The 18,192-nt window shown below is 60.9% G+C and carries 21 protein-coding genes; 12 read left to right on the top strand and 9 right to left on the bottom strand.

Going from position 1 to position 18,192, the window contains the following annotated elements; all coding sequences use genetic code 11:
* Positions 1–343 precede the first annotated feature (343 nt).
* On the top strand, positions 344–1,591 hold the full coding sequence (locus KBC96_02275; protein ID MBP6963211.1) for a Glu/Leu/Phe/Val dehydrogenase: 1,248 nt from the start codon (positions 344–346) through the stop codon (positions 1,589–1,591).
* A 289-nt stretch (positions 1,592–1,880) separates the two neighbouring features.
* Here the strand turns inward: KBC96_02275 and KBC96_02280 are convergent, their stop codons facing one another.
* The 5 genes from KBC96_02280 to KBC96_02300 form a co-directional block, all read right to left on the bottom strand.
* Positions 1,881–2,876, bottom strand: a complete 996-nt coding sequence (locus tag KBC96_02280; GenBank protein MBP6963212.1) for a DUF3466 family protein — start codon at positions 2,874–2,876, stop codon at positions 1,881–1,883.
* A 179-nt stretch (positions 2,877–3,055) separates the two neighbouring features.
* Positions 3,056–3,688: an SGNH/GDSL hydrolase family protein gene (locus KBC96_02285; protein ID MBP6963213.1), complete on the bottom strand. Its 633-nt coding sequence runs from the start codon at positions 3,686–3,688 to the stop codon at positions 3,056–3,058.
* Between the two features lie 38 nt (positions 3,689–3,726).
* Entirely contained in the window at positions 3,727–4,374 is a 648-nt protein-coding gene (locus KBC96_02290; GenBank protein MBP6963214.1) for an HAD family hydrolase, read from the bottom strand.
* A 15-nt stretch (positions 4,375–4,389) separates the two neighbouring features.
* Positions 4,390–5,022: an SGNH/GDSL hydrolase family protein gene (locus tag KBC96_02295; GenBank protein MBP6963215.1), complete on the bottom strand. Its 633-nt coding sequence runs from the start codon at positions 5,020–5,022 to the stop codon at positions 4,390–4,392.
* Positions 5,019–5,849, bottom strand: coding sequence for an HAD family hydrolase (locus KBC96_02300; GenBank protein ID MBP6963216.1), 831 nt, complete (start codon positions 5,847–5,849; stop codon positions 5,019–5,021). Before KBC96_02300 ends, KBC96_02295 begins: the two co-directional genes overlap by 4 nt.
* A gap of 192 nt (positions 5,850–6,041) precedes the next feature.
* Here KBC96_02300 and KBC96_02305 point away from each other — a divergent pair, with 192 nt between their 5' ends.
* The 4 genes from KBC96_02305 (at position 6,042) to KBC96_02320 (ending at position 9,607) form a co-directional block, all read left to right on the top strand.
* Entirely contained in the window at positions 6,042–6,434 is a 393-nt protein-coding gene (locus KBC96_02305) for a DUF1648 domain-containing protein (protein MBP6963217.1), read from the top strand.
* Between the two features lie 52 nt (positions 6,435–6,486).
* Complete coding sequence (locus KBC96_02310; GenBank protein ID MBP6963218.1) at positions 6,487–7,995, top strand: DUF2961 domain-containing protein; 1,509 nt, start codon at positions 6,487–6,489, stop codon at positions 7,993–7,995.
* A 46-nt stretch (positions 7,996–8,041) separates the two neighbouring features.
* Entirely contained in the window at positions 8,042–8,914 is an 873-nt protein-coding gene (locus KBC96_02315; protein MBP6963219.1) for an aldo/keto reductase, read from the top strand.
* Between the two features lie 69 nt (positions 8,915–8,983).
* On the top strand, positions 8,984–9,607 hold the full coding sequence (locus tag KBC96_02320; protein MBP6963220.1) for a hypothetical protein: 624 nt from the start codon (positions 8,984–8,986) through the stop codon (positions 9,605–9,607).
* Between the two features lie 6 nt (positions 9,608–9,613).
* Here the strand turns inward: KBC96_02320 and KBC96_02325 are convergent, their stop codons facing one another.
* Positions 9,614–10,642 carry a uroporphyrinogen-III decarboxylase-like protein gene (locus tag KBC96_02325; protein MBP6963221.1) on the bottom strand — a complete coding sequence of 343 codons (1,029 nt, stop codon included), beginning with the start codon at positions 10,640–10,642 and terminating at the stop codon, positions 9,614–9,616.
* 161 nt (positions 10,643–10,803) lie between these two features.
* On the opposite strand from KBC96_02325, the gene KBC96_02330 reads away from it, so the two are divergent.
* The 6 genes from KBC96_02330 (at position 10,804) to cysE (ending at position 14,448) form a co-directional block, all read left to right on the top strand.
* Positions 10,804–11,424, top strand: a complete 621-nt coding sequence (locus tag KBC96_02330) for a Spy/CpxP family protein refolding chaperone (protein ID MBP6963222.1) — start codon at positions 10,804–10,806, stop codon at positions 11,422–11,424.
* Positions 11,425–11,521: 97 nt separating this feature from the next.
* Positions 11,522–12,118, top strand: coding sequence for a hypothetical protein (locus KBC96_02335; protein MBP6963223.1), 597 nt, complete (start codon positions 11,522–11,524; stop codon positions 12,116–12,118).
* Positions 12,119–12,324: 206 nt separating this feature from the next.
* Positions 12,325–12,906 carry a MarR family transcriptional regulator gene (locus KBC96_02340; protein ID MBP6963224.1) on the top strand — a complete coding sequence of 194 codons (582 nt, stop codon included), beginning with the start codon at positions 12,325–12,327 and terminating at the stop codon, positions 12,904–12,906.
* A 68-nt stretch (positions 12,907–12,974) separates the two neighbouring features.
* The gene (nifU, locus tag KBC96_02345; protein ID MBP6963225.1) at positions 12,975–13,394 is read left to right on the top strand and encodes a Fe-S cluster assembly scaffold protein NifU; all 420 of its coding nucleotides are present in this window, start codon (positions 12,975–12,977) and stop codon (positions 13,392–13,394) included.
* Positions 13,395–13,471: 77 nt separating this feature from the next.
* Complete coding sequence (locus KBC96_02350; GenBank protein ID MBP6963226.1) at positions 13,472–13,723, top strand: NifU family protein; 252 nt, start codon at positions 13,472–13,474, stop codon at positions 13,721–13,723.
* 50 nt (positions 13,724–13,773) lie between these two features.
* A complete protein-coding gene (cysE, locus tag KBC96_02355) occupies positions 13,774–14,448 on the top strand; it encodes a serine O-acetyltransferase (protein MBP6963227.1) in 675 nt (224 codons plus the stop codon).
* On the opposite strand, the gene KBC96_02360 is transcribed toward cysE, so the two are convergent.
* The 3 genes from KBC96_02360 to KBC96_02370 all read right to left on the bottom strand — a co-directional run bounded on the left by KBC96_02360 (position 14,442) and on the right by KBC96_02370 (position 17,785).
* Positions 14,442–14,861 carry a hypothetical protein gene (locus KBC96_02360; protein ID MBP6963228.1) on the bottom strand — a complete coding sequence of 140 codons (420 nt, stop codon included), beginning with the start codon at positions 14,859–14,861 and terminating at the stop codon, positions 14,442–14,444. The genes cysE and KBC96_02360 overlap by 7 nt on opposite strands.
* A 233-nt stretch (positions 14,862–15,094) precedes the next feature.
* Complete coding sequence (locus tag KBC96_02365; protein ID MBP6963229.1) at positions 15,095–15,988, bottom strand: hypothetical protein; 894 nt, start codon at positions 15,986–15,988, stop codon at positions 15,095–15,097.
* Positions 15,989–16,036: 48 nt separating this feature from the next.
* Positions 16,037–17,785, bottom strand: a complete 1,749-nt coding sequence (locus KBC96_02370) for a beta-galactosidase (GenBank protein MBP6963230.1) — start codon at positions 17,783–17,785, stop codon at positions 16,037–16,039.
* A gap of 258 nt (positions 17,786–18,043) precedes the next feature.
* On the opposite strand from KBC96_02370, the gene KBC96_02375 reads away from it, so the two are divergent.
* On the top strand, positions 18,044–18,181 hold the full coding sequence (locus KBC96_02375) for a hypothetical protein (GenBank protein ID MBP6963231.1): 138 nt from the start codon (positions 18,044–18,046) through the stop codon (positions 18,179–18,181).
* The last annotated feature ends 11 nt before the right edge of the window (positions 18,182–18,192 follow it).

Below are 18,192 nucleotides of genomic sequence, written 5' to 3' on the forward strand. Positions count from 1 at the left end.
GTCGAGTTCTCTTGCCGACTTATACCACGATGGCGGGGTGTGTGTCAATGCTCTCTGACATGCGCTGCGTCGGACCGCTTGACCGCAGGACTCCAATTGACTATACTCAGGATGTCCTGCGGCGACTGCGGGCCAATGTGCGAAGAGGCACGTTCTCAGCCTGGGCATCGCAGCCCCTTCGATATCGCGCGTACCGGCGCATCATATCGAGGGGGCTTTTGCTTGCCCTGAGTCGCGCAGGTGCGCTCACTCGTCAATAGCGACGCGCTCGGGTGTCGAAGAAGATGCTTCAGCAGAATGGCCTGCCTGAGGTTCAGCAAATCACTGCTATCAGGAGGATTTTATGGCTACGACCAACCCATTCGAGATCGCACAGGCTCAGCTCGACGCTGCGGCCGCCAAGCTCAACCTGGATCCCGGAATACACGCGGTTCTGCGCGAGCCGATGCGCGAAATGCACGTGTCTCTACCCGTCAAGATGGACGACGGGAGGGTTAAGGTCTTCAAGGGATTCCGCGTTCAGTACAACGATGCTCGCGGCCCGAACAAGGGCGGCATCAGATTTCATCCCGATGAGACGATAGACACCGTGCGCGCGCTTGCCGCGTGGATGACGTGGAAGTGCGCCGTCGTGGATATTCCGCTCGGCGGTGGCAAAGGCGGAGTCATCTGCAACCCGAAAGAGATGTCCGATGGAGAGCTCGAGAGACTCAGCCGCGCATACATCGGCCAGGTCGGCCGAATCATCGGCCCGGAGAAGGATATCCCCGCGCCGGATGTATACACTAACCCGCAGACGATGGCCTGGATGATGGACGAGTTCAGCAAGCAGCGTGGGTACTACTCACCGGGCGTCATCACCGGCAAGCCCATTCCGCTCGGCGGATCAGCGGGCCGTGGCGATGCGACTGCTCGCGGCGGTATGTACACCGTTCGCGAGGCCGCCAAATACCTCGGCGTCAATCTCGCCAAGGCGACAGCGGCTGTTCAGGGCTACGGCAACGCGGGCTACTATGCCGCCAAGCTTGTGGCTGAGCTGTTCGGCACAAAGGTCATCGCAGTGACCGACTCGCGCGGCGGTATCATGAACGAGGCCGGTCTTGACGCCGACGATGTATTGGCGCACAAGAACTCCACCGGTTCGGTAGTTGGGTTCAAGGGGTCAAAGCCGATATCGAACGAGGCGGTCCTCGAACTCGACGTGGATGTACTGTTCCCGTCGGCGCTCGAGAACGTGATCACGGATGAGAATGCGTCGAGGATCAAAGCGAAGATCTCCGCCGAGCTGGCAAATGGTCCTCAGACGCCGGAAGCCGACGCGTTGCTGCACAAGAAGGGGGTGTTCTTCATCCCGGACTTCCTCTGCAACGCGGGCGGCGTGACTGTGTCCTACTTCGAGTGGGTGCAGAACCTCCACTCCTTCTACTGGGAGGAGAGCGAGGTTCACGAGAAGCTCGACAAGAAGATGACGAGGGCGTTCCACGACGTGCTGGCGATGAGCCTTGAGCACAAGGTGGATATGCGCATCGCGGCCTACATGGTGGCGATTCAGCGTGTGGCGGAAGCCATGAAGCTACGCGGCTGGGTGTAGCTCAGTCGAAAGTGGAAAGTCGAAAGTAGAAAGAGGGGGCGGCAGAGATGCCGTCCCCTTGTTTTTGGCCGCCCTGAGCCCGGACCCCGTTAGTCCTGAGTTCGTCCTCTGGGACGTGTATCGAAGGACGGTGGCAGCGCCGTCATGCCGAACTTGATTCGGCATCCAGTGTGCGTCCTGAATCAAGTTCAGGATGACGGCCGAGGCTCAGGATGACAGCCTGCCACCGCCCTTCGATACACTCGCCGGAGCGAGCACTCAGGGCTGACGGTGTTGGGTGCTTGAAAATCTACCGCCGCCGCCGTCGGATGAGCCCGCCCAGCGCGAGCAGCCCGCTCCCCAGCGCAAGGACACTCGACGGCTCCGGGACCGGGTTGAGCAAGAAGCCGTGCCGATGGTTGTCGATTATTCCTGTCCCGACGATCTGTCCATGGTTGTTTATGGCATGAGCTTCGTTCAGACTCCAGCCGATGCCCTGGGGAATGAGCGTGTTCAGGCTTAACAGGCCGGTGGACACCATCCAAATCCGGGCATCCGTCACCGCGTCTAGATCCTCGAGAGGGGTCGAGCCGACGACCGCGCCGCTGTTGTTGACATCCGTGGCGCGAGTAGGCGAACTCAGTCCGCTGCCGATCGAGGCTTCCGCATCATGAACGATTCCGTCTATCCAGACCAACATGTGTTCCTCGTGGGGGTACAGACGGTTGCCGAAACCCGCGATGATGCCATTGTCGCTGACAGCGATGGCGCTCGACGCAAGCACTCCTTCAGGCACCGGCAGGGGAGTGATAGTCCCATTCTGCCACGTTACGGCCGCGTGCTCCGATCCGCCAACGATCAGGCCTGAGTTGCTGATGTCAACGGCGAAGTTCCACCGTCCTCCCGTCAGGCTGGGTAGATAGGTTGTGGTTCCATTTCCCCAGAGAAAGGCTTGTTCATAGCCGTCTGTGGCGCCAACGACTTGGCTCAGATCGTTGATGCCCACTCCGCCGCTGACCGCATGGAATCCGGGAGTCCAGACGCCCTCGGAGGCGACGACATGATTCTGCTCGTTGATGCGCGCGTGGTACCCCGCGAAGCCATCGTGTATGGCGGTTCGCTGCATCGTACGGTAATCCCAGGTGGCGAGTCCGAACATATCGAATCCGGCGATGATCCCGGCGTCGTTGATGTCCCGCGGCCTGATCTCTCCCAGATCCACGATGCTGTACTGCAGAGCGGACGCGGACGTGGCGCAGAGCAAGAGGAGGAGAATGAATAGGATGAGTGCGTGTTGAGCTTTCACGTCCGTGGCCTCCTTGGGGTCAGCGGTGGGTACGTGTGGCCAGAAAAGCGCCCACATCTGGCAGATATGCACGATTCGTGCCAAAAGGCGAGGTGTGACGAAGTTTTCACAGTTGGCGACTTGCACCAGGCAGATGCTCGCAGAATGCAATGTCACTGCCGCAGAATCCATCGTACACGTCAGAGAGCCTTGACCGCTTCGAGCCACTTGCGGGCGATGAGCGCGTGGCCGGGTTGGGTGGGGTGGACCCCGTCGCCGGCCCAGAAGGCGGGCGGCTGGGCGACCGATGCCGCCGCGAAGATGCCGTCGAGCGGGACGTAGATCGCATCGAACTCCCGTGCGAGGCTCCTCGCAGCCTGAATCTTCGGGTCGAGGTCTTCCCGCCAAGCCATTCGGTCGGGCGGCGTAGGCAGCACGAACGGCTCCAGTACGATGAGCCGCGGGTTTGCGGTATCCTCCTTGACACGGGTCAGGATGCGCCGGTAGCCGTCCTCATACTCCTCGACTGAAGTCGGGTCGCTGCTGTCATACCTCCGCCATACATCGTTGATCCCGATCAGGATTGAGAGCCAGGTCGGCTTCAGGTCGAGACAGTCGGCTTTCCAGCGCGCTTCTAGGTCCGTCACTCGATTGCCGCTGATCCCCCGGTTGAGAAACCGCACGTTCTTCTCAGGGTGGGTGGCGTTGAACCAGGCTGCAATCATGTTCGGATAGCCTGTACCCAGGCTCGGGTCATTCCCGCGTCCACGTCCGGCGTCGGTTATACTATCGCCCTGAAACAAGACTACGGCATCGTCCTCGATGAGTGTCACGTTGTACCTCCTGCGTTCCTATCGCGATTCCGGAGAAGTCAGGTATCTCCGAGGCGTCCGAGAACCCACTCCATCAACTCAGGGACCGAGACGAACAATTCATCCGGATTGCAGGCGCGCAGCCTGTCTGTGTCCGCGGTGGCTGCCCATGCCGCCGCCAGGGCTGTCACCCCAGCTGCGCGGGCGGACTCGATGTCGGATACCGAGTCGCCAACGTATGCCGCTTGGTCCGGTCTGAGGCCCCATTCGTGCAGCATTTCCAGGATGATTCCCGGTTTGCGGTCTCCGTGGACCGACCCTGCCCGTACGGCATCGAATAGACCACCGATCCCCAGGTGGCGCAGAGATATATCGGCGCTCTCCGGACCCTTGCCCGTCACAATGCCGAGCATCACGCCGCGATCCCGAAGAGCCGCTAGAGCCTCGGGAATACCGGGTAGCGGTGCGGTGCAAGAACTGTGCGCGGAGTCGTATTCCTCCAGGAACTCCGCGTACGCGGCCGCGTGATCACTTGGCACCAGTCGCTGAATGATTCCCTGCTCGTTAGGGCCGAACATCCGGGTGATTTCTTCATCGGTGAAAGTGCGGCCAAGGTGCCGCCTGAATACGGCGTTCAGGGCGGCGAAAACGACGGGCAACGTGTTGCCCAGCGTACCGTCAAGATCGAAGATTATCGCGCGTAACACTCTCGTCCGTACTCCTCAGAAGGCTCCAACCGCTCTGAGCCATGCCTGAGCCATCAGTGCGTGCCCCGCCGGGGTGGGGTGGACGCCGTCCGGCATCCAGTACTCCAGCGATGTTCGGGCTGATACCTGCGCGAAAAGCCCGTCCGTTGGGATCAGCGGCGCCTCGAAATCCCTGGCGAGTCGCCTGACGGCCTCGATCTTCGGGTCGAGATCCTCGCGCCATTGAACGCGGCTCGGATCCGTCGGCAGTACGAACGGCTCGATCAGGACGATGCCCTTGAGGGACGTGTCCACCGCTTTCTGAAGGAGGCGGCGGTAAGTGCCCTCGAACTCCTCGATACTGATGACGCGGTCATGATGATATCGCCCGGCCGCGTCGTTGATGCCCACGAGCACCGATAGCCACGTCGGCTTCAGTTCGATGCAGTCGGCCTCCCAGCGGGCGTCGAGGTCGCGTATAGTGTTGCCGCCGATCCCGCGGTTGAGGAACTTCACGTTCAACTCGGGGTGGTTCGCGCGAAACCATGCGGCAGTGAAGAGCGCGTAGCCCCGTCCGAGGTCGTTCGGGTCCTCGCGGTTCCGCCCTGCGTCGGTGATGCTGTCGCCCTGGAAGAGGACGACCGCGTCCTTCTCGATATGCGGTGTCATCTGTTGCCTCCTGCTTCCGCCTGGACATGCCGGTCATGTCCGACTGGCCGGTTCTTGGTGGTCACCTCTCCCGTGAGAAGACCTTCGAGCACCTGCGCCACACCATCCTCGTCGTTTGAGGCAGTGATGTGGTCGGCCGCCTCCTTCACTTCGGGATGCGCGTTTGCCATCGCCACGCCGAGGCCGCTCTCGAAGATCATCTCCACGTCGTTCGTCTCATCGCCGAATGCGATTGCGTCGCGGATACCCAGATCCCAGTTGCGCGCAGCGGTGCTCACGCCCCACGCCTTCGTCGCAGTTGGGGTCATGATCTCACCGAGGCGATTGCCGCAAGTGATGATGAATCGGCATGAGCGGGGGAGATGCCGCCTGAGCAAGTCCTCGTCGATCGTCTGCACCTTGTCGAAGGCGATTTTGGCGACCGGGCGGTCGATAACACTGTGCAGGTCGCCGACCTGCGTGAAGATCGCAGGGTCTCTCTCAGCCTCAGTGTAGAGGACGTCGTCAATCCCAGCGTAGAGGCGTACCTGAGGACAAAGCGACCGCACGACGCTCACGATCTCCTTCGCGGTTTCGACGTCCATCGCGTTCTGCGCGATCCGTCCTCCGCCGTTCCATATCTCAGCGCCGTTATAGCACACCCAGCATGACGGGGTGAAGCCGTCAGGAATCACCAGGGCTGCGGTCTTCGGCGATCGACCGGTCGCGATCACGAGTCTCATACCGTGGGAGTGGCATGCTTGCAGCGCCTTCAGCGTCCTGCCCGATAGCGTGCTGTCGCTCCTCAGCAGAGTCCCGTCAAGGTCGAATGCGGCTACCCGATACACTTGCACTTCCGTTTCTATCCGTGCCACTTGCGCGGTGAGGCCGGAACTGTGTTATAATCGCGCTGTTCGAGTTCTGGCCGGCGTTGACTATGCGCGATCGCCACCACAAATCATAGTAGTGGAAAAGGGAGTCCATAGTCAACCGGCCTGCAAGCAACCGGCCTACCACTGGCCGTCCGCGGGGAGTACAGAATGGCAAAGAAGAAGAACGGTGGGGGCAACACGGAATCGGCAGTCGCGACGGAGCCGGTGGCGACTCGCGTCGGCTACCGGATCGCCGTGTGGGTGATCGTGCTCGGACTGCTGGCGCAGTTCATCATGGCCTTCATCGTCTATCCGCGACTGCCGCAGGAGATTCCGTCCGGCTGGACCGGCTCGGCGCAACCCTACAACACCGTGCCGAAGTCAGTGGTGTTCGCCATGTTTCCCGGCTTCCAGATGGTGATCCTGTTGGTGGCGTTGTTCTCGCCGAAGGATTCGGAGGACCAACGTGTTATGCAGACCGGAAACGTGGTGACACTCGTTATCCTTGCGCTGATCTTCACCGCGCTTCAGGCATCAGCGTTCTTCATCAATCGCCCGTGAGTGCGACCTCTAGAGACGGTCTCACTCGTCCTTTCACTCCAAGGATTGAGCTATGCGAACCGCTTTGCTCACCGCCCTGTGCATATTCTCCCTGACGTTGGTGTGGGCGCAGGCACCCGGCCTCGTGCCGCATCTGGATTCGCTGTATCGCCTCCAGGACGGTGAGACGAAGCAGGCCAACGCGCTCTGGGGCGAAAACCCCAAGGAGATGCAGTTCGGCGAGGGCAAGACAAAGGTTGTCATCGCCGACGTGAAGGGCCCAGGGATCATCACCATGATCCACTTTGCTCTCCCGCAGGCCATGCGCCTCAACCGCGACACCATCCTTCGCATCTACTGGGACGGCGAGAGAATCCCGAGCGTCGAGTCGCCGCTTGTTGATTTCTTCTGCGACCCGAACGGCGCTCTGGACCGAGTGGAGACCGTCCTGACGAACAAGAAGCGGGGATGGAACTGCTACTTCCCGATGCCGTTCGCTAAGTCGGCGCGAGTCGAGGTCGAGATGGACAATGCTCGCTATCCGAGTGGCTCGTGGAGTGCCAATCCATGCTACAGCTATGTTATCTACCGCACAATCAAGTCGCTCCCAGCCGATGCCGCATACTTCCACGCCACCTGGCGGCAAGAGTCGCTTCTCCTCGGCAGCGAGGACTACAAGGCGGCCGAGATGCGGGGCAGGGGACAGTTCATCGGCTGGAACTGCACCGTCCGTGCTCCCGCGAACCCCGCGATCTGGTACCCCGTCGATGAGAACGTCAAGTTCTACGTGGATGGCGAGACTGAGCCGTCGATCGAGTGGCAGGGCATCGAGGACTCGTTCGGCTTCAGTTGGGGATTTCCGGAACAGGCTAACGGCTTCCAATACACCGGCTATCAGCCCTACTACAATGGAGCGGCGGCGTACCGGTTCACGCTCAACGACCGCATCACGTTCAAGAAGTCGTTGGCGATGACCGTGGGGTTTGGCAAGAACGAGCATCCGATGTTCCGTGAGGTGTTCTCGAAGCCCGAGAACCCGCTCGAGTTCTCCAGTGTCGCCTACTGGTATCAGACCGAGCCGCACAAGTCATTCCGGTCGCTCCCGATTGCCCGAAATCGCAGGCCGTCTGGTCTGGCCGAGACGCAAGGCGGTCACGAGGACGGCGAGACTCTCGTGCTGATGTGCGGGAAGATGAACGGCGAGGACCAGTACCTGGCCGACGGATGGGATTTCATCTTCCGCAGAGGTTACAGCTTTGAGGGCAGTCCCTGGACGAGCGATATCAAGCACTGCTGGGCCGATCCGGAGTCGCTTGAGTTCGATATCACCTGTCCGAAGCGGGTTTCGGGCACACTGCGCCTCTATATCCTCGACGGTGACAACTTCCAGGGCGGGCGCAGACAATCGGTGTCTGTGGCGGGCAGGATGATCGGCGAATATGAGGGCTTCCAGACCGGCAAGTGGGTCGAAGTGCCGATCTCCGCAGCCGACACCTCTCGAGGCAGAATTGCGGTGGTGATGAAGAACCTGAAACCCGGCGCGAATGCCGTCGTCAGTATAGTTAGGTTCAAGATCCCATAGGTCCCAGGCGTCCCATGGGTCCCATTAGGTTCTCCAGGAGCATCGTATGTCACCGAAACTCACCAGACGTCAGTTCATTGCTGGATCGCTCGCTGCGGGCGCGGCTCTCTCCGCCAGCGATCTGTCCGCCGCATCCGTCCCGAAGATCAAGTCGCTCACCGACAGGGTTAAGCTCGGCCGCACGGGCATTGAGGTTTCCTATCTGGGGTTCGGCACCGGGACCGTCGGGTGGAACAAGCAGTCGAACCAGACTCGTCTAGGCACGGTCGAGTTTGCTCGCATGATCCGCCATGCCTTCGACCAGGGCGTCAACTACTTCGACTGCGCCGACATCTACGGCAGCCATCCCTATCTCCGAGCCTCTCTGAAGGGTATCCCTCGCGATCGGTATGTGCTCGAGAGCAAGGTATGGTTCCGCACCTCCAAGGACGCTCAGGCCGCGCTCGATCGCTTCCTGCAGGAGCTGAATACCGACTATATTGACGTTCTGCTCCTCCACTGCATTGATGACACCAACTGGCAGGCTGATCTCGGGCAGATGATGGACGTCCTGGAGGAGGCGAAGCAGAAGAAGCGCATCCGGGCGCACGGCATCTCGCTCCACAGTTTGGACGTGATGAAGCAGGCGGCCGAGGATCCGTGGGTGGACTTTGCGCTCTGCCGAATCAATCCGCTCGGTGTGAAGATGGACGCGCCGACGGACCAGGTTGTGCCCGTGCTGAAGAGACTGCACGAGGCGGGCAAAGGTGTCACGGGAATCAAGATTCTTGGCGAGGGCAAGATCGCCGATCAGAGGGAGCAGTCGCTTCGCTACGTCCTCGGTCTCGACTGCGTCGACGCCGTCGTCATCGGATTCGAGTCGAAGGCGCAAGTTGACGATATCCTGAGCCTCGGGCGGAAGGCGCTATCCGGCTGGTAACATGACCGCCTCCCGCGCCCATCAAACCGATACTCATGTGAAGCAGCAATAGAAACGGGGGTTTCCCTGATGTCCGATCCTTTCACGAGGGATGTTCTGACCGTAGCTGTGACGGTCCACGGAACGCAGAGGCGGGTGGATCTCGAGAACTCCTTCATCGTGCGTCACTTGCCCGAACTGACCGCGCGATTCGTCGGGCGGTTCGCCTACTTCCATTTCGTTCGGCACTGGGCGGAGGACGACGAGTACCGGGACTCCATCTGGCTGCGGTTCAAGGTGAACTCCGACGGTGCAGGCGAACTGGGCAAGGAGGTATATCGGCACCTCAAGGCCTCCGAGGCGGAGTCGTATGTCGAAAGGGTGTGGGAGCCCCGGATCGAGACCGATGAGGATGTGTTCGGCAGCGCCCCATCTCTCGGCTCAGCATCAGCCTATGGCGCCCTGTGGTGCTTTCTCGATGCGACCTGCCGCACGGCGATGAACCTGCTCTCCCTCGATCGGGAGGGGCGTCTCGACTTGCCGGAGTGGGTGATCGCCGATCTGTGGGTGGACTTCTTCTACAACGCGCTCGGGGTCCCTGATTTCGTGGCTTGTCTTCAGTGCGGTGCGGCATCCGCGATGAGAATCCCCAGATGTCATGCATGCGGTAGCATGCCTGAGATTCGGCATCCCAAACCGGCAAGAGGTTTGTAGGTTCAGTCAGCCCGGGACCTTCATCCCCTCATCCAGCACCGCGAGGTAGTTCTCGACCGGCATGTAGTCCGTGAGCGAGTTTCCCGTCCCGAGCGCCCAGAACCCGTCCGCGAAGCACTCCTCGATCGCCTTCCGAGCGTAGGCCCGCAGGTCTTCCTCCGAGCTTCGGCAGATCACATCGACGTCCAGTCCGCCAAGCGCTGTCACTTGATGTCCGTACTGGCGCTTGAACTCCGCCACCGGCATTATCGCGTCCTCGAACGAATGCTTGGCGTCGATCCCGCAGTCGATGATGTCGTCGTAGACCTCCGCGAGGTTGCCACAGGAGTGAAGGACAAACGGCTTGCCGGCGTTGTGCGCCTCGGTGGCCATCTTCGAGTAGATAGGGAAAACCCAGCGTCGCAGGTACTCCGGGCTGAGGAACGTCGAGGTCTTGAACCCCAGATCGTCGCCCTGCCTGAGCGCTCCGATGCAATCCATCGTTGCGAGCTGGCGGTCGGCGCTGTGATGGAGGCTGCCGATCTTTTCGAACATCAGGTCCACGAGTTCTATGTCATCGGCGATTGCATAGGAGAGGCCAATCGTGCCCATCATCCGCGAGACCCACTCGTACGGGCCGGCGCAGACTCCGCCGACGATTCTCGCGCCGTCGGGGAGCAGTTTCGCCACCGTCTCGAAGGGGCCGAAGTCGATCGGATTTGAAGTGTCGGGCCAGGGATAAGTCTCGAAATCTTCCACGGAGGCGATCACCACCCACGCCTCGCTGCCCTCGGAGAGCTTGCCGTGTCCGGTGGGCAGCGGGCAGTTGAGTCCGATCTCCATCGGGATGCAGTCGTAGCCCATCCCGAGCCAGAAGTCAACGTACGCGGGCCAATAACTGGGGTCGTCGGCACCGATCTTGTCGAACGGGACGCCGGTCCGCCGGGCTATGAACCCAGGGCTGGCGATGTGCTCGTAAAACGGTAGATGGTCGGGTCTGCCGGTTCGGGTCAATACCTTCAAGAACTGCTCGAAATCGGGTCTGCGCCTTCTCAAGTATGCCTCCAGGGAGCTTGAATCGAGTTCGCCACCATTCTAGCGTGCGCAATGGGCAGACGCAAGTGAACAATATGCCGCAACGCTCGTCTACATGTGCGGACAAAAACCTTCCCGACATCGGTACGCCGATGATCACAGACTCAAGGAGAGTGAGCGAGATGTTCAAGAGGGGTAAAGTGGCGGTAGCGGCGGTCGCTGCAAGCGTATTTCTGTTTGGGATCGCTGCGCAGGCTCAGGTCCGGCTGGCGAGAGAGCGGCCGAATATCACTACCCGGCAGCAGGCCGTCAAGGAGAGGATGCAGCGGGCTCGGAAGTCCGGACAGCAGTCTGAGGCGCAGGCGCTTCGAGTGAAACAGCGCGCAGCAGTGCAGGGCAGTCTCCGCGGCCTGATCGCATTGCCGAATCCGAGGGTTATGCAGCGAGCGGCGACCGCATTGTCGCTGACTGACGAGCAGAAGGAGCAGATCAAACAGCTCTACAAGCAGTTTACGGAGACGACGAAGCCTGTCAGAAAGCAGAGAATCGATGCGCTCAAGGCATTTGCGACCGCCTTCCGCGATCCGAAGGTCGGCAGGGCGGAACTGGATGCGTTGGCTGAACCCGTTCTGCAGGCCGAGAAGGCGATCATCGAGGCCCAGTTGGACTTCTGGATTTCGCTCCGAGGGGTACTGACCCCGGATCAGCAGGCGAAGCTGCAGGCGATAGTCCATCGGGCCGGTCAAGCCATGCGGGACAGGTGGGTTGCTGGGCAGCAGGCGACTGAGAAGTCGGCGCGCTAGTATCAGGCTTTACGAGCAGGTGAGCCGATCCGGCTCGCCGGGACCCTCGTCCTCGCTCCACCGGAGGACGAATACGTCAGAGATGGGAGGGATTCGCATGTTCAGCAGGAAAAGCATTGTCATCGCGTTGTCGCTGGTAGCCGTTTTCGCGCTCGTATGCGTGATGATCGCACAGGCGCAGGACAACCGGCTGGGAAACACCGCTCCGAGAGGTCCGCAGCAAAACAGGATCGGAGCGAATCAGGATGCGCCGCCTTGCCCGACAAGGCTCTTCGGGCCACCCGCGCCTGCCATGATGCAGCGGCTTGCCGCCGAGCTGCAGTTGGACGAGCAGCAGAGAACGCAGGCTACGGAGATGGTGGGCGCTCTTGCTCGGAAGATCGGCGAGATCGTCGGCGAGCGAAAGCTCCTGGAGGAACTGATCGCCGAGTATAAGGCCGAACCGACGAACCCTGAGAAGGTGAAAGAACTTGGGGCGCAGATCGCGCGTCAGGAGAGTGCGATCCTGCAGGCCGAGCTGGCTATGTGGATTCGATTCGAGCAAATACTCACTCCGGATCAGCGCGTCAAGTTTTGGCAGACATTCCCGCGGCCCATGAACCGCCCCGGCGCTCCCGGAGACGGTCCGAGGTCGCCGCGAGTACCAGGTCAGCCTCCGGTCCCCGCGCCTCCGATGGAGGGTGACGCTAAGTAGCAGCCGAGCGCCAATGTCCGGCGGCCCTGACGTGTGATTCTGTCAGGGCCGCCTTTTTGTTTGGCTGCAAGTATCCCCTATCTGGAGGCGAGAAATCTCCCACGGAGAATCTCCGGGATTCATGTTGACAAATCCCGCCGAACCGGGTATAAGTTAAGCACCTTAACGAATGAAGGTGCTAACCGTACTCGGCAGGTTCGTTCTCAATGATGCAGACTGTCGCATCGGACAAACGGAAGCGGGGCAAGACATCCGCAGCGTATGCGGAACATCTGCTGGACCTCTTCGGTGAGATTCTTCACCGCACCATCACTATACGGCCGCTTGACGGTCTGCCGGTGAAGGTGACTCCGAGCCTTGCTCAGACGATGCAGTATCTGCACCAGCACGGAGTCTGCTCCGTGCGCGAGATCGCTCGCGGCCTGACCATCACGTATTCTGCGGCCAGCCAGTTGACTGACCGTCTGGTGAGGCGCGGTCTCGCATCCCGGTCCGAGAATCAGACGGATCGCCGGATTTCGGAGATCAGGCTTACTGACGGCGGGGTCAGGTTGGTGGAGCGGATACGTCTCAGTCGCATAGAAGGACTGTCGCGCATTCTTCGCGCAATGAAGACGGACGATCGGGCCGCATTCATCGGACACCTGGAGAGCTTCATAAGATCCGCGATTGAGGATGCTCACGGAGCGCTTGAATCGTGCTCTCACTGCGGGAGCGATCACCTTCCTGAGTGCGTTGTGAACGAAGTGTACCGGACTGCGACCGGGAAACAGATAAACGAGATCTAGACGGTTTTCGGTGTATGGCAGCCCCCAGTCTCCTGGTCTGTCGTCTACCGTGTGAAGCGGAGGAGCAAATGAGCAATACGCAGTACAGTGACAAGGTGATGGAACACTTCATGAACCCGCGCAACGTGGGCGAGATTCCCGATGCCGATGGCGTCGGAAGCGTGGGCAATCCCGTCTGCGGAGACATCATGAAGATGTACATCAAGGTCGAGGACGATATCATAGTGGACGTGAAGTTCAAGACATTCGGATGCGGCGCGGCGATCGCCACCAGCAGCATGGCGACCGAGTTGATCAAGGGCAAGACCGTCGAGGAGGCGCTGGCTCTCAGCAACAGCGCGGTGGCCGAAGCCCTGGGCGGCCTTCCCCCGGTCAAGATGCACTGCTCCATGCTGGCGGAGGAAGCGATCCAGTCCGCGATTGACGATTATCTGAAGAAGACCACCGGCAAGGGTCTCGATCTCAAGAAAGAGAAGTATCTGGAGTGACGAGTTGCTGGAGTCTTGGGAAATCCTGCTCCAGCGGTTCGATGCCCCGGTCTTGCCATTACCCGAGGAGGATATACGTGAAAGATCAAGTCGCTGAAGCCTTGAATGACATCCGGCCGTCTCTGCAGGCCGACGGTGGCGATATCGAGCTGGTTGCTGTAGACGAGGATACGGGGGTCGTCCAGGTCAGGCTCGTAGGCGCCTGCGCCGGATGCCCGATGTCTCAGATCACCCTGCAGATGGGTGTCGAGCGCGTACTCAAGCAGAAGGTTGAAGGCGTGACAAAGGTCGAGAACATCGGCCTCCCCGCAAGCCACGCCGAAGAGTAGTTGCCGAGATCTGACGAGGTCCGGGCACTCTTCCGGAGGTGCGTGCGCATATGTTCGGCCGATTGAGACGGGACATACAGGCAATCAAAGAGCGTGACCCGGCGTGCCGAGGTACGATTGAGGTTCTCACCTGCTACCCCGGATTTCATGTGCTTTTCTTCCATCGGATGGCGCACTGGCTCTGGAAGCGCAACGTGAGACTCTTGGCGCGGATGGTATCACAGGCAGGGCGCTCATGGACTGGCATAGAGATACACCCCGGTGCTGTCATCGGCGCCGGCTTCTTCATTGATCACGGCATGGGCGTCGTCATCGGCGAGACCGCTGAGATCGGCGAGAATGTCACACTTTACCACGGCGTCACCCTTGGTGGCACGAGTTGGCGCAAAGAGAAGCGCCACCCGACTATCGGCGACAACGTCGTCATCGGTGCGGGAGCGAAGATTCTCGGTCCCTTCAAGGTAGGCGACAACAGCAGGATCGGCGCGGGTTCTGTAGTCGTCCACGAGGTGCCGCCCAACTCGGTCGTCGTCGGCGTCCCCGGCCGCGTGACGCATCGTGACGGCAAGAAGGTGGTCCGCGAGATTGACCTCGAGCAGCACGACCTGCCGGATCCCGTCACTCAGGCGTTCGAGTGCATGCTCGACCGCATCCGGCGCCTTGAGCACGACCTTGGCGACTTGAAGAAGGGACCGTCGAAAGAGGAAGTAGTCGTTGATCAGTAGGGGGATGTCAGCCCGTCGAGCGTATGCTTCCCCCATGCGTCAACATAAGCCGCCGCGCTGATCGTGCGCTCGTGATCGAGATCGTGTGCCGCCTTCTCGTCGTCCGACATGTTCTCCCGCTTGCCCTGCTTCTCACGCTTCTGCTTCTGCGACCTGTCGTACCGGTCCAGCCTGTCCTGGATCATCCGGTCCAACTCGTCCTGCGTCAACGTGATCGTCCGGGTGTTGCCGCCCCCGTCAGCGTTCTGGTTGCCCCCGCCGCCATCGGCGTTCTTGCCGGCGTCGTTCCCCCCGCCCCCAGTGGCGTTCTGGTTGCTGCTACCGCCGCCTCCGCCGGATGAACCGCCGGAGCCCTTGCCCCCGCCGTCCTCCGCGTCGAAGAAGGCCCGCCATTCGTCAGACCTGAATACCATGTCCCAAACCTCCCGCTTAGAGCCCGTCGGCTGTATCATCTGATGAGAATTCCGCGCTCACCAGGCCATACAAAAAGCCCTCCCGTACCAGCCGGGAAGGCTCGATGCCATCGTGCCGTCTCAAAAACAGGGTTGACAACCCTCCGCCCTGTGGTATAATACTCTTGGCCCTGGGGTAAGAACTTCCGCTCCTTACGCCTGGGAAACCAGCGAGATCCCGAGGTTGCGTCGGGCTACGGGGCCACCCTTCGATACTTCGACTTCAGCTTCGCAACCCCACCGCTATTCTCGTACAGGTAACTGTCCTTGCACGTGAACACTGTCCACAGATCGTGTACATCTTCCTTGCCCGGTTGCCCGAGACTGAGCACGGTAATCACGTGAGTGTGCTTGCCGTTCGGCACCACCAGTCTGCTTGCACAGACTTGGCGATAGTGCCTCGTCTTCCGGTGGAACTCCAGTTCCGAATAGACGATCTCCGGGCGTTCGATCGCGTCCCGGATCACCTTGGTATTCGCCTCGACCCACTCTATGCGGTGCGGATTGTCCACCGTTATGTGTTCCATCCGGTGAACCGGATACACCACCGGCAGCGGAGCCGCATCTCCCTGCCCAGGCTTCCCTTGGTACAACGACCGCATATCGCGCGGCCACGCCACTACCTGCGGGGTCTCCGATCTCAGGTTGATCTTCTTGGTGACCGGTAACCTGAGCTGCTCCCTATCCCTCTGCCTCAGCCGCCCGGTGTCCTTGATGAACCCGCGCATCCGAGCCTGGTAGAACCTGACCTTCCGATCAGCGACCGCCCGATCCGAATCGTTGCCGGCTACCGCCGATCGCCGCTTCCATCGCCGGATGTCCCGCTCGATCTTGCGCTGGTCCTGCCGCTGCTCGTAGCCCACCGGGTTCGACTGCGGTACTCGGTCCCTCGACACGCCCGGGATGTACAGGTAGTGACGATGAGTGCAGTTCGCGTGGTAGAGCCCCGCCGCGATCGCCTCGGCCTTCGTCGGGTAGCCCGGTGTCGCGCCAGTCAACGAGAGCACCCGCCGCTCCCAGGGTCGGCAGAGCGGGCACTCCTCGGGCGAATCGCTCACCCGCACCAGGTCGTGCCCGTGGGCCAGCAGCTTCTCCTCGTGGCCCTGGACTCGTGACCTGGCCGCCGCCGTACTGACTCAGTCCTCGATGGCCGCCTTGCGGTCGAGCGCAGGGCGAAGCACCTCCGGGGGGAACTTCGGCTTGCGGTCGTAAGTGTAAAGCCCGTTGACCTCCTGCTCGACGTCGGTGAGCTGCGTGTAACAGAGCCCCGCCACGTGTGGGTTGTCTAGCAGCGCCTTCGCTAGGCCGACGTACCGCTCGATGAACTCCTGCTCGCTCGCCGGGCGTCCGCCGTAGCCCCATGCCTTGCCGTCGGTTTGGCCGGGATTCCACCAGATGCCGCCGTACTCGCTGACCATGTAAGGCTGTCCCTGGTACTTCGGCTCGTGGTCGCGGTCATTCTTGGACACCGTCTCGTCGTTCGGATTCTCGCCGAACGGGGCGTAGCGCTCGCCAAAGGTCTTCGGGTCCTGATCGTAGTCGTGGACCTCCCAGATGTCGGTCACGACATGGGTGTAACCGCTTGCATCTATGCACGGGCGAGACGGATCGATCGTGCGGGTCAGAGTGTATAACTCTTGGAAGAAAACCGGTGCATACCTGTCGCCGCTGGAGTGCGCCTCGTTGAGCGGCATCCACGTGATAATCGAGGGATGGTTACGGTCGCGGAGGACCGACTCCATCCACTCGCGAAGGAAGTTCTCTCTCGACTGAGCATGGTGCTTGACCGAGCACCCCCAGTCGGGGAACTCGCCCCACACGATGTAGCCGAGCTTGTCCGCCCAGTAGAGGTAGCGCGGCTCGAAGACCTTCTGGTGCATGCGAGCCCCGTTGTACCCGTAGGCGATGCTCCGCTCGATGTCGGCCTTCAACTCGGCGTCGGTCGGCGCGGTATAGATAGACTGCGGCCAGAAGCTTTGATCGAGGATCAGCCGCTGGAATACAGACTTCCCGTTGATCAGCACTCGGTCGCCCTCGATGCGAACGTCGCGCAGCCCGAAGTACGACGTGGCCTCGTCAACAAGCGCCTCACCGTCGAGCAGGCGGATGCGGAGGTCGTACAGGAACGGCTGGAGCGGCTGCCAGAGCACGGGTTCCCGGATATCGAGCGTGACTGTGTTCTGAGCGCCGGCCTGCTTGACTCTCCCGACCGCGATCTCCTTGCCCTCTGAGAGCACCAGGACCTCTAGTCCGACACCGGCGATCGGTCTGTCTACTCCGACTTCGATCGTTACTCGACCGTTCGCCGCATCCGGCCAGACGGTTATAGTAGAGGCATAGGTGTTCGACACCGCCTCCAGCCAGACGGTCTGCCAGATGCCGGTCGTGCGGGTGTACATACAGCCGTAGGAGTTGAGCTGGTGCGACTGCTTTCCTGACGGCTGGAAGTTGGAGCGGACGTCATCCTCAGCATAGACGACCAGTTCGTTCTCGCCGTCCTTGAGCGCATCGGTGATGTCGGCGGAGAACGGAGTGTAGCCGCCCCTATGCCGCGCGACCTCCTGGCCGTTGACCCAAACGCGGGCATCGTAGTCAACCGCGCCGAAGTGGATGAGCAGCCTCTTGCCGCGCAGCGGATCGTCCAGAGAGAAGAACCGGCGATACCACACCGCGTTCATGAAGTCGGTGTGGGCGACGCCGGATAGTTTGCTCTCCGGGCAGAACGGAACGATGATCCGCTGCGGGAACTCGACGCCGGTGCTCCAGCCCTTCTCGATGCCGGATCTCGAGTCGTCGATGGCGAACTGCCACTCGCCGTTAAGGTTCTGCCAGGCGGACCGCTCGAAGTCGGGTCTGGGGTGTTCGGGTCTAGGTATGTCATTCATGATGCTTGGCTCCTCCAGTCAGATGTGCGGCTGCGCAGTGCAACCCGTTGATTATAGGTGTTTGCTCAGCGGATTGGCAATACCTGTCAGGCCGCTTTTCCTCGGATGATGGTGCGGGACCGGTAGAGCAGTGACTCATCACGGACCCCCGTTTGCACAGCATCCATGGCAAGATGCAGCCGGTATCGCTCCTGCCTGTTTTGCCGGTCCTAATGCGGGGTATATGCTGGACGGACCTTCGTCTAAGGAGGTGAACCGATGTCGCATCAAAGACGAGCAGGGCAGAACGGAAGGAAGGGCGGCTCGATCATCACCGAGACGCTGAACGAGCCGCCCGGTCAGTACGCTAAGCCGAAAAAGCACAAGAAACAGCCCAAGGGCAGGCAGAAGCACTGACCACGCCCCAA

Source organism: Armatimonadota bacterium, assembly GCA_017993055.1.
Lineage (GTDB): Bacteria > Armatimonadota > UBA5829 > DTJY01 > DTJY01 > JAGONM01.